At 54.1% G+C, this 10,836-nt stretch carries 10 protein-coding genes and 1 tRNA gene; 4 read left to right on the top strand and 7 right to left on the bottom strand.

Annotation, left to right across the window (positions count from 1 at the left end):
* Positions 1–77: 77 nt before the first annotated feature.
* Positions 78–154: transfer RNA gene (locus tag GGR30_RS21930), tRNA-Met, on the top strand.
* Here the strand turns inward: GGR30_RS21930 and GGR30_RS21925 are convergent.
* The gene (locus GGR30_RS21925) at positions 111–1,796 is read right to left on the bottom strand and encodes a recombinase family protein (RefSeq protein ID WP_183491192.1); all 1,686 of its coding nucleotides are present in this window, start codon (positions 1,794–1,796) and stop codon (positions 111–113) included. The two genes, GGR30_RS21930 and GGR30_RS21925, sit on opposite strands and share 44 nt — an antisense overlap.
* A 715-nt stretch (positions 1,797–2,511) precedes the next feature.
* Here GGR30_RS21925 and GGR30_RS21920 point away from each other — a divergent pair.
* Genes GGR30_RS21920 through acpS form a run of 3 tightly spaced genes read left to right on the top strand, consistent with a single transcriptional unit; the run spans position 2,512 to position 4,657 of the window.
* On the top strand, positions 2,512–4,083 hold the full coding sequence (locus GGR30_RS21920) for a patatin-like phospholipase family protein (protein WP_183491185.1): 1,572 nt from the start codon (positions 2,512–2,514) through the stop codon (positions 4,081–4,083).
* 1 nt (position 4,084) lies between these two features.
* Complete coding sequence (locus tag GGR30_RS21915; protein WP_183491183.1) at positions 4,085–4,279, top strand: hypothetical protein; 195 nt, start codon at positions 4,085–4,087, stop codon at positions 4,277–4,279.
* A gap of 3 nt (positions 4,280–4,282) precedes the next feature.
* The gene (gene acpS, locus GGR30_RS21910) at positions 4,283–4,657 is read left to right on the top strand and encodes a holo-ACP synthase (protein WP_183491181.1); all 375 of its coding nucleotides are present in this window, start codon (positions 4,283–4,285) and stop codon (positions 4,655–4,657) included.
* On the opposite strand, the gene GGR30_RS21905 is transcribed toward acpS, so the two are convergent.
* The 6 genes from GGR30_RS21905 to GGR30_RS21880 all read right to left on the bottom strand — a co-directional run bounded on the left by GGR30_RS21905 (position 4,641) and on the right by GGR30_RS21880 (position 10,830).
* Positions 4,641–5,675: a nucleotide kinase domain-containing protein gene (locus tag GGR30_RS21905; protein WP_183491179.1), complete on the bottom strand. Its 1,035-nt coding sequence runs from the start codon at positions 5,673–5,675 to the stop codon at positions 4,641–4,643. The genes acpS and GGR30_RS21905 overlap by 17 nt on opposite strands.
* Positions 5,672–6,475: a thymidylate synthase gene (locus tag GGR30_RS21900; RefSeq protein ID WP_183491176.1), complete on the bottom strand. Its 804-nt coding sequence runs from the start codon at positions 6,473–6,475 to the stop codon at positions 5,672–5,674. Before GGR30_RS21900 ends, GGR30_RS21905 begins: the two co-directional genes overlap by 4 nt.
* Entirely contained in the window at positions 6,465–7,331 is an 867-nt protein-coding gene (locus GGR30_RS21895) for an ImmA/IrrE family metallo-endopeptidase (RefSeq protein WP_183491174.1), read from the bottom strand. The genes GGR30_RS21900 and GGR30_RS21895 overlap by 11 nt, the downstream gene beginning before the upstream one ends.
* Positions 7,303–7,671 (bottom strand): helix-turn-helix domain-containing protein, encoded by a 369-nt coding sequence (locus GGR30_RS21890; protein ID WP_183491172.1) that lies wholly within the window; start codon positions 7,669–7,671, stop codon positions 7,303–7,305. Before GGR30_RS21890 ends, GGR30_RS21895 begins: the two co-directional genes overlap by 29 nt.
* Before the next feature lie 3 nt (positions 7,672–7,674).
* Positions 7,675–7,980: a hypothetical protein gene (locus GGR30_RS21885; RefSeq protein ID WP_183491170.1), complete on the bottom strand. Its 306-nt coding sequence runs from the start codon at positions 7,978–7,980 to the stop codon at positions 7,675–7,677.
* Between the two features lie 591 nt (positions 7,981–8,571).
* Complete coding sequence (locus GGR30_RS21880; RefSeq protein ID WP_183491168.1) at positions 8,572–10,830, bottom strand: metallophosphoesterase; 2,259 nt, start codon at positions 10,828–10,830, stop codon at positions 8,572–8,574.
* Positions 10,831–10,836: the final 6 nt, after the last annotated feature.

The raw sequence follows: 10,836 nt of genomic DNA, 5'->3' as shown, positions 1-10,836 counted from the left end.
ACCGGCAAAACAAAAACACCCGGGCAAGGCACGACCTCACCGTCAAACGCCATAACCCGAAAACGCTCAAAACATAACGCGGGGTGGAGCAGCCCGGTAGCTCGTCAGGCTCATAACCTGAAGGCCGCAGGTTCAAATCCTGCCCCCGCAACCAACACTGTTTTATCAAGAATATCAAAGGCTTCACTCTCACCGGGTGAGGCCTTTTTGCTATTTGCCGACGAAACACCCGTTGCGAGATGCAGTAGCCCTGCAATCGCACCATAGAGGTCGATATCGAGACCCGCTCCGTCTTGCGATGGTGTCAGAACAATCTTCTCGATCAGATCACGCAGAGCTTCCTTCGACCCCAGCATCTGATCAGCTTCGCTCAAACCAGCGATGAGCATTGTAATCTGCTCCCGATAACGTGCCGCCATCGATGGGTGGAACAGGACCGGCTCGGGTGCCTCGATTGATGCAAGTTCGTGTTCAAGGGCTTTGCGGCGGCGATCGAGGTCGTTCATGCGGTCCTTGACCTGATCGGCCGGCACGCCAGCGACAATCGCGTCAATCAGTTTGGCATGGTCGTTCTTGACCCTCGCGAGCTCTGCTTCCTTGGTTTTGCGATCTGATGCCGCTGAATTGGCCAGCCGGTTCCGTTCCGCGGTATATTCCTCGCAGAAAATCCTGACAGCTTCCGGCTCCATCAGATTGTTGGTGAGCGCTTCAAGAACACGGTCCTCGAGATCTCGCTGCTTTATTGTGAGCATGTTGGTGCAGACGGCGTTGCCCTTGTTGCGCGCGGCGGAGCATCCGAAAGCATCCTTTTGCACTTTCGAAAAGCCACTGCCGCAGCAACCGCAACGCATCAGCCCGGAAAACAGCGTGCGAGGACGCCGTCGGTCCCAGACGGCAGTCCCTGTTCCCTTCGATTTGAGCGTGCCTTGCCGAGCTTTGGCGGCCTCCCAGACGCCCTGATTGACAATACGAAGATCCGGGACGTTGGTGATGGTCAGATCTTCTTGCCTGTTTGGGCGTGACACTCGCTTTCCCGTCTCGGGATCCTTGATATAGGTGAGCCGGTTCCAGACAAGCCTACCAATATAGAGTTCATTGTTGAGAATGCCGGTGCCTCGTTCCCGATTTCCATGGATTGTAGAGGCGCCCCAGTGCTTTCCGCGGGGCGCCGGGACTTGTTCGCGGTTCAGCGCTTCGGCAATCTTCTTCGGCGAGACGCCATTCGCATAGTCGCGGAAAATACGTCGGACAATGGCCGCTTCGCTCTGATTGATCGCCCGTTCTCCATGGACAGGCTCGCCAGTCTGAGCGCGCCTTGTGACAACATCATATCCATAGGTCTTGCCGCCGGCGGATTTGCCCGCCGATGCACGCCCGCGAAGCCCTTCGCGTGTCTTTTTGCCAAGATCCTTGAGATAGAGCGCATTCATCGTGCCCTTCAGTCCGATATGTATCTCATCAATGCTGCCTTCCGAGATCGTCTCGATCATCACCCCGGCAAATTGAAGTTTTTGATAGAGGCCTGCGATGTCGGCCTGATTGCGTGACAGACGATCGAGGGCGTGCGTGATCACGATATCGAACTGCCGCGACTGGGCATCGCGCATCAGCTTCTGGATTCCGCTGCGCATCAGGCTGGCGCCGGATGTTGCGCGGTCGGAATATGTCTCGACTACATCGAGCCCCTGACGCTTTGCGTAGGCATCGCAGGCGCGAATCTGGTCGTCAATCGAGGCGTCCCGCTGAAGGTCGGTCGAGTAACGGGCGTATATGACAGCGCGGATGGGACTGGACATCGCTGGTCTCCGGATAGCCTCTCACCCCGGATCGCGATCATGGTCCTTGCGTGCCTGATCACGAGCGAGAGCGCGGATGAAATTGTAGAAGTCTTCTTTATGTTCTTTATGGTCTGAAGGAGCAGTCGCATTGTCAACAGGCAAAGCGCGGGTGGCACCCGCTGCCTTGTTCCTGATTTTGACATGCCTCGTCCGTTCTCGCGCCATAGGCCCCGAGTGCTCCAGTCCGGTGGAGGCCTTGCCTCCGCTGTGGTTGATGGGAGCAGTTTACCCGGTGTGCGAAAATTTTATCGAGTCCAAAAAACACGCCAGACAGCGCAAAATGTTGATAACCAAGAGAAAACTATGAAAGATTCCTCTTATAACGAGAACGCATGCCGATTGCGCTGAAACGACTGTCATCAACTGCCACTCTTGTGAAGAGCTATGGCCCTCGCTTCATGGCGCATCACGCGTGTTGTTCGCCTTGTTTGTTTCTCTTTTTGACGGCCTGCTGTTCGTTTCCGTGTGTGTTTGCCCCGTTTTTCCGTTCGCATTGATCCACTTACGCCGGAAAAATCGTTGTTACCCAATTCATTACACCGGATCCGGTGGGTAACGCGAATGGCTAAACGGGCTAAAGCCGGCTGGAAATCAACACCTGACCTTCATAGTTCCGCTTTCCACTTCTGTTTGGTAAGAACGGTCAACATCATGAACGAGCAGTGGAAAGCGTTTGACACATCGAATGTTTGTGGCGTTTGCCGGGGGCGGTGCGAAGGCCCTGATTCATCTTGGCGCTCTCAGAGCGCTGGAAGCAAAGGGTGTTGATTTCAGGGGGCTCTCTGGCACATCCGCTGGAGCTCTGGTTGCAACACTAAAGGCCTCGGGGTTCTCTGCGGATGAACTTCTGAACCCGCTCGACAAATCTTCCGTCATCTCGCGGCTTGGTGAGATCAGACCCTCCATCAAACAGGCGAAGCATCTGTTCGGTAGATGGGGATGGTGGAAAGTCTGGCTTTTTCGCACAGCGATGCCGATGTTGCCGACGATTTTATGCGCCTCGCTGGTCGGCGTTGCGCTCACTCTAATCTTGGTCGGCGCTCTCCTGGCATGGGGTAGAATTTATCTCGCCACAGCTATTTTCGCTGCGTTGATAATTCTTCTCTGTTGCGTTGTTACTTCGCTCTTATCAGGACTTGCCAGATCGCGGGAGTTTTCTGAAGCCCTTGGCATCCTTCTCCAGCAGCGAATGTTCCCATCGGAGCCGGAACGCGTCGTTCGAATGGGAGACTACGGCTGCGACGGTCGGCCTATCCTCAAGATCGTAAGCGCCAATCTGACGACCGGGAAGATGGAGCTTTTTTCTCCTGAGCGAACACCGAATGTCCCGGTAGCAGATGCGGTCGCTGCCTCTATCTCCCTTCCAATCATATTCGAACCGCTGATCATTGACGAAAACTTGCATATGGACGGGGGGATTGTCTCAAACCTCCCTGCATGGTCGTTTGACGAAGAGCGCGAACTTGACCCTGATGCCATCACCCTTGCCGTTGAGATCCAGACAACCACGGAACGGCGAATCCTCAATCGGCTAAACTGGCTGGGTGCTTTCATTCAAACTGGATTGTTCGGTTCTTCCGAACTTAATCTTCGTGCTGCCGGCCAAGCTGAACGGCTTGAGCTTTCAACAAGCTTGCATCTTCTCGAGTTTGATCTGTCCATCGATAGGGCCGTTAAGGAGGTCCTCGATGCAGAAACGGCGGCAACGGCCAAGTTAGACAAATGGCTCTTTCAAACCCCTGAAACCTATGCCGAGGCTTGTCGTTTCACCAAAGGGCTCGTCGACGACGTCATCGAAGCCGCGCTCGACCAGCGCAACCCTAAGGTCAGGGTGGCGATTGCAATTCCGGATGTCGGACACACGCGTTCCTTGCGGCTCCGGTATTCAACCGGATATGAGGGACACCATGATGAACGAATGTTGATCCCGATCGATGGAACGGTGGCAGGGCAGGCCTGGAAAACCGGCGATAGCTGGTTCGAACTCGCTCCATTGTCTCCGGAGTTCAGTCTAGCGGCTCCGGAACATCGGTTGCGTCGCAAGGCCCTTCGAAGCGATTTGAAATGGGTCCTGTGCATACCCATTTCCATTGGTGACGGACCAGTAGGCTTTGTCGTGCAAATTGATGGTGGTCGGGATTTGCCGGAAGACGAAACTGTTGGTACGATGATAACCAGCATCGAAACTGATGTGAGAGAGTTTTTTGGTATGCTTGCAGACCGGTTCAAAGAAATGGAGGAATGAAATGGCTTGGAAAAGCGCAAGTTTTTCGCCTCGTAGCGGCCCACCGAGATCCGGCGAAAAAGTTTCGACTGCGATCGAGAAACATCGCCCGGCGATGGAAGTGATCCTGCAGAAGGCTCAGAAGGCCTCAGAAGAGCGCCGGGAAGCCATTGGTAGGATCAAGGACCCGGAATTGCGCAAGAGCGCGGCACGTTAGCGCGTGGTGGTCATCGGTGTCGGTCTTGACCTGGTGGAGCTTCCGCAGTTTCGCGCACTCTACGTCCTAGACGATCTTGTCGTGCTAGGCCGAGTATTCACCTCATTCGAGCTCTCCGAAGCCGAGCACAGCACCAGCCGGATCGACCGGCTTGCCGGTCGATTTGCTGCCAAAGAGGCTGTCTCGAAAGTGCTTGGTGGTCTTCAGCAGGGGACGGCTATGACGGAGATCGAAGTTCGCGCGTCAGCTGGTCAACCGACTATTCATCTTTCTGGCCAAGCCGCTCTTCGGGCTGAGAAAATGCAGATCAAGTCCTGGCTCCTGAGTATTACGCATACGCAAAACGCTGCGGCAGCAGTCGTTATCGCGTCAGGCTGACACTTGTCGGCACGACAAGATTCCATTTGGGCGGGAAGAACGGTCGAGGCACGTCGCCGTGATCGCGAAAACTCTGTTTGATCCGGGTGCGGCCCGCTCGTCCATTGATGTCAGGATGCGACACCCGGGAATATTTGCTGATTTCGCAAAACAGGTTCTGGCAGTCGATAAGCTGCAGGCGGCGGCCAAACAAAGATTTGAAGTTCAGACCTAAGCGCTCGAACTCCAGTTCCTGGCGGTCGGTCATGAACTCAATAATATCGGCAGGCTGCAGATTATCGGCGTTTACGAAGCATTTTGAAATGCCGTCGAGAGCTCCGGGGCCGGCGACGACAAAGTCACTTTCCTCATGATGGATAAGCGACGAGTAGTTGAGATCGATCGCTAGTTGATACCCGAGAAATGGACCTATCGAGGGAAGGGCTGTCAAAATTTCGTAGACCTGCTTCAGGCTTTTTGTCTCCTGAATGCGTTCATAAACCCGTTCCCGCATCATGAGTTCAAGAAGAGCCAGATGTCCGCGGTGCTTCACCCCGCCAGTCGGCCCCAATTTTACGGGAGGCATTATATAGGCCGCAGAGTATATTCGGCCCCCATTCTGTTGAGCTTTGGACAGGACCTTATCGATCGCGGCGGGTCTAAACGCCTTCCATGAGAGCGCGCCAACTTGCTCGGTAAGGATTTCCCAGGTCTCGATTTTATTGAAAACCTTGAACAGGATCGTGCGAAAGAAAACTTCTGCGGGATCTTGATCGAAGTTCGGCTCGTAGATCACTGAGCGGATCAGGTATTGGCTAACACGATCAGCGGCTCGATAGGCATTGGTAAATCGAAACTGCTTCAAGATTGGATCGTGAGTCCAAGGACCATGCCGCCTCTCAATTCTTCGAAAATAGATTTCCTGCCGCTCCGCAGCGAATTGCCAATAGGCGTCGAAAACCGGTGTAACCTCAAGGCTCGAAAATTGGTTCGAGCCTATCGTGAATGGTTGCGAAGCGAGTTTTCGTTCAGCAGTCACGCGGGAACCGGGGCATTTTGCAGTTCCGCCTTGATAACGGCCATCATCGCAAGAAAATCCGGGTCCGTTTTTTTCAGATCGTCCGCTTGTGCGACGCCAACGAATACGTTGAGCCGTTCCATCTTCAATCCCATCTCATGTGCCATGAAGCGACCAAGTCGGCTGAGGCCTAGGTAGTTTCCATATCCCTTTCGAATGATCTGCTGCGTCGCATAAAAGGCGTTGACGATCAAGCCGTTCGTTTCGGAGAACGTAAAACTCACCTGCTGAAGACATGGGAATTCTTGAAGCGATGTTCGGCTGACATCACGATAGGGATCGAAAGCTGTCGCCTGCCATCTGGATCGGCGGCCGCTTGGGCGACGTTCGTATTCGGCAAGGATCCACTCCAACTGATTGAAACCCTTGCCCCCGCCTTCAAAATCTATCAGGCGCTGGAAATAGGAGCCTTTCCTGTTGTTTTGCGGGTTTAATTCTTGGATGCGTTGAAAGGCTTCTCGATACATTTCAAAGAACTCTGCGCGGTTGCCTTGCGCCAGCAAATAATACCGCTCTGGAAAAATCGTGAATGCGACATTTTCACACCCTCGTTTGCCGGTGATTTCCAGCCAAGTATCGAGCGCCGCTCGAATATTCTGGTTCTCCACGGGGTATCCCTCGTTGTCAAAACCCGTGATCGAAAGTGTCAGCGGCGAAATTTCCGTGCAACCGGGTGCCGTCAGCACAGACAGGACATGGCCCCAGGCGATCGAAAGACCGCTTGCCTCAATCAACCGTGGTGATCCGGACTTAGTCATCATTTTCCTCCTCAACGTGTCGGTGTTTCATCAAGCCTTCGTATTCTGTAGGGCCGATACGCACAGTCATTTGACGCAAGCCGGCCCGAACCTTCAGTTTGGTGCGCTTTGTCGCTTTATAAATGGCGAAATCCCCGCCATCTTGCAGATAGTCCAAACCTTCGCCTTTGATCTCGCTGAGCTTGGGAAGCGCGATACCATTGCCAATGTCGAGGTCGACCGTGGAGGTCAGCGAGTGTCCGTCGAAGACCGGCAGAGCTGTCAGTGTATCGTCGGCGATAATAGAGCGCCGTATCTGCTGAGGTTTCGTCTTCAGTAATGCGGTCCGCTGCTCCTCACCTATGTGGTGAAGCACGTAGGTCAAATGAGAGATTAGGGTCCCATATCCAACGCCGAATTCGCTTGCTACCGTTGCTATTTGGAGCGGTGATGGAGCCGAAATGTCCCATTTGCGGGAAGCGAAAGCCCTCCGGATACCGATCGATGGCATCAGCAAGAACGACGAAAACGCATCAGCCAAAATTTCCTCTGGCTTATCAGACGACTTGCGTTCGTCCTCTTTAAGCTCATCAATCGTTGACCCATGCCCGAACCAATGATGTCCGAGCTCGTGTCCACACGTGAAGGCGCGTCTTGGAACCGGCCGCAGTGACGATAGAAACGTAATCGCAGGAGGGCCCTTCTTGTAAAGCCCTTCCATACTGACCTTGAGAAAACGCACTCGCAAACCGAGCCGATCCGCAACCGTGTAGACGTCGATCGGATCGATATCGTCGACGTCTGCTTGATCACGGGCTTCGGCTGCCGCTTGGGACGCCTGTATGATGAGATTACGCTTCGCCGTCATCGGAATCGTCATCCTTGTCGTCCTCTTGGATGACCGCAAGCGCGCGCATCAAACTGTTCAACGCGTCTGGGCTGAGTTTGCTCAGTTCTCTGGCCGCAAGCTGAAGCTTCGGGTCAGAAGGATTCATTTGATCCGGGCCTGCTCCCATCAGATAGTTGATTGAGACCTCGTAGATTTCCGCGAACTGCGCGAGCTCTGTCGCTGAAACTTTCCGATTGCCGTTCTCGATCTCACTGATCGTCGGCCGATGCTTCTCCAGCATCTTCGCAGCCTGGGCCTGGCTCAGGCCTGACAGTTGCCGGGCCTCCTTAATTCGGTCCGCAATTCTTTTTTGTCTATCTTTTTCGCTCATGTACTACTCCGCCGCGACCGTAATCGGGGGCTTGCTTTGCTTCTTCGCGAGGACCAGGTCAACGCTTTCGTCGATAGTTAGGAGGGTTTTTCCGTCCAACGTTCCGAAGATATGGACATCGTTGGGGATGATGATGTCGAGCTTCTTCGCAAGCCAACCAGTCGCGACCGGCCAAACCGTACTGTCGAAGCTTTCCAGCACCTTACCAGGAACATCTGAGCCCTTGAGAGCAGGACTTGGGCATCCACTCAGCGACTGTACGCGATCGAGCACTTGAAGCATGGCATTCATGACTTCGTCTTTTGTCATTGGTACGAACTCCTTACCGAAGCGTAAGATAATCCTACACGACTAGATTTGCAAGGGGTAGGTAAACTCCTTCTAGAAGCGAGTGCCGTTATCGAAAATATTGGCGCACAACCTGTTTCGCAGAGAGGCGAAGCCACGGCGCATAGTGCGCTAGGTCTTCAAAAACCATGCATTGATGGCGGTAGAAGCAATATTCAGCAATACTGGGGAAATCACACTCGCCACTTACCTAACGCAGGTGGGGCCGCCGCCCGACGCCAAACTTCGTTTGTGGGGCGATGGAGGTAGATGGAATGCTACCTCAACGTCCTGATCCCGCTGCAAGGCACCGCGACGATTGTCGTCAAGCTGCTGCGTAGGCGTAGGCTCAGAGCATTGGTTTACTTTCTTCGGTAAACAATGCACAAAAAACTTTTAACTCGTTCAGCTGCTAAGCGCACTTACGTATGCACAACTGGATGTTACACGTAGCCAACGAACTTGAATTTAACCGACCACAATGCATTGCATTGTTGCCTCCGAAGTGCGGGCCATTTCTAACGGTGCGCCGGCGCAAATTTGTCGAACGGGATCGCGTAATCGGGGATAAGGTCACTGTTCCCGAGCTGCTAATGCGGAGGAACTTTCGGTTCCTTGTTCCTCGGACTTGGACATCATAGGACGAGTAAGATCGGCGAGTTTCCCAAGATAGTATGACGCCATTGGAGCCCAAGTATCGTACGCCGCCCGATTTCTTGCCGACTTTTCATAACGTTCGTTTTGTGCCGCTAGAGAGCGAAGCGTAACGCGAAGCTCGTTAGCGTCTGCTTGATCGGTTGAGAATTCCTCAATCAGCCTTGCTAGCATCTGCAGCCCGTCGACTGCTACAGGTACGCCTTCTGGATTGTAATTGGAGGTCTCGGCTGCGGAAGCTTGGGAAGCGAGGAATTCGCTCCACGCTGTCTTGATCTCCGTGCCATTCGGTATGCTGGAAGCGCCAGCAAGCAGGGTAGCGAGGCCAGCGAGCTTTTCCGGCGCCTGGTCTAGCCATCGGTCGATCACCGGAACAGCCACCTGGCCTGGTGCGCGAGTGAGGACTGCCCTTGCATCCGCGGCGATGGTGGTAATGCGGCCTGGTTCACCGTCAACAGCCGCGGCAACTTGTTGTTGGAGTTCTCTCAATTCCGCAACGTTGATCGGCCACCAATGCTTAAATTCCTGCGCCCGATAATAGCCGATGCAGTCCAGAAGGTTGCGGCCCCCCACCTTGTCAACATGCCACTTAAATTGGATGAGGCAGAAGGACGCAAAGTCTTCCTTTGATCCATCAGCGGTAAAATCTCGCGTCGGATCGACCAGCGTTGCTATGCCCCGCGACGTCGTCTTGTTCTGACGCAGCAGGCTGGTCAAGCGCTTGATCTGATTGAAACGGCCAGCGAAACGCTCAAGGCGGGTACCGTGGATATAGGGAATACGTTCTTCCAATGTCGATCGCGGTAGCTGCCACCACGACACGAGGTCACGCACCCAGGCGTGTTCGGCAGAGCCAGACGGCTCGCTATCCGGATCTGGATAGCTTCTCGGAAAAGGAAGGTTCTCGCGGTCTTCGGTCGTCGTGTTTGGTAGATCGAGGTGGACGATCAACATTCCACCGCGGGCCTCTTCTTGGGCCGCACGCACTGCCCGGATGTAGACCTCGTTGATATCCGTTCCCTTGATTATGACCGGTCCGCCGGCGACCGCATGGTTTTCGCGCCAAACGCGTCCTTTAAGACTCGGGCCTCTTTTGAGGCTGAGCCCGCGCGTAGCTAATGGAATGGTCTCGACTTCCACTTCCGGCGCACCCGGTAATCCGGATAACTTTATGAGGCGCAATGGGGAGGCGCCCTTGGCGACTTCCAACGCGCCTCCGGAGATCACCATCATGCGATGCGGCGGACGGTCGAGCGATCCTCCGTCACTTGGGTAAACATAGTCGTAGGTGAGGTTTTCGACGTGCTTGTGGCCATGAATCACGACATCCACCTCGTTCTCGCGCAGGAACTCTCTGAGCAAGCTTAGGTCGGTAATGTCGTTGAAGGCTCTAAATTCCTCGCTGACATTTGGCGCAGTCAGATGATGGTGGAGCGCGACAATCCGTAGCCTTCGCTCATCGCGCCCACTGTGTTGCATGAGATTGCTGAGGTAAAACAGCTGGTCCGGTGAGATACGAGCGATATCTGCACTAAGGAGTTCCTCGACCTTTGGCAGGATTACCTCGTCGTAGGCTTTTTTGACGAGGTCTGGTTCAACACCGGTAAGGCTCTTCGTCAGCTCCGGCAGCATGGAAAAAATCGATGCCGGCGCCTTGAGCTTCGTCTGCGACCACTGGCTGGAATTTATGGGATATATTTCGAAGGTCTTGCCCTCGTTCTCAAACCTATGCGCCAAAGAGCTTTCTGCATTGTCGGTAACATCAAGCCAAGGGGTAACGCTCTCTCCGTTGCGCCAGACTTCGATGAACTCCTTAAATCTCGCAGGATTACCCGCCAAGAGATTTCGATCGACGTCGTGATTACCAGGCGTTGCGACGATATTCTTTTTGGTGATGCCGCGATCTTTGAAGACTTCGAGAAGCGTGTCACGAAGCCAAGTATGACCGCCTGAAGAAAACCTGTCTTGGGCGTCACCAGTAAATACGACCGCATCCAGTTTGATGCCCTCTTTCGCCAACCGCTTATCGAGCAGCTCGAGCGTCAGTTTGAATGTTTCTTCTTTCGTATCCTGTGTAACACCCTCGACGGAGGCCTTCAGGTCGTGGAAACCCCGGGCAGGTTCCTTTTCAAAAAGATGAGGGTCAGCGACATGCAGTATAAAGCCGTTCTTTGCCATTATGAT

It is taken from the genome of Martelella radicis (genome assembly GCF_014196625.1).
GTDB lineage: Bacteria > Pseudomonadota > Alphaproteobacteria > Rhizobiales > Rhizobiaceae > Martelella > Martelella radicis.
The sequence above is the reverse complement of the archived record's forward strand: the minus strand, read 5'-3'. Positions and strand labels throughout refer to the sequence as shown.

Bases quoted from the DNA above. Each gene is read 5' to 3' on its own strand.
- GGR30_RS21880 (WP_183491168.1), bottom strand. From the start codon at position 10,830: ATGGCAAAGAACGGCTTTATACTGCATGTCGCTGACCCTCATCTTTTT.
- GGR30_RS21890 (WP_183491172.1), bottom strand. From the start codon at position 7,671: ATGAGCGAAAAAGATAGACAAAAAAGAATTGCGGACCGAATTAAGGAG.
- GGR30_RS21885 (WP_183491170.1), bottom strand. From the start codon at position 7,980: ATGACAAAAGACGAAGTCATGAATGCCATGCTTCAAGTGCTCGATCGC.
- GGR30_RS21915 (WP_183491183.1), top strand. From the start codon at position 4,085: ATGGCTTGGAAAAGCGCAAGTTTTTCGCCTCGTAGCGGCCCACCGAGA.
- GGR30_RS21900 (WP_183491176.1), bottom strand. From the start codon at position 6,475: ATGATGACTAAGTCCGGATCACCACGGTTGATTGAGGCAAGCGGTCTT.
- GGR30_RS21895 (WP_183491174.1), bottom strand. From the start codon at position 7,331: ATGACGATTCCGATGACGGCGAAGCGTAATCTCATCATACAGGCGTCC.
- GGR30_RS21925 (WP_183491192.1), bottom strand. From the start codon at position 1,796: ATGTCCAGTCCCATCCGCGCTGTCATATACGCCCGTTACTCGACCGAC.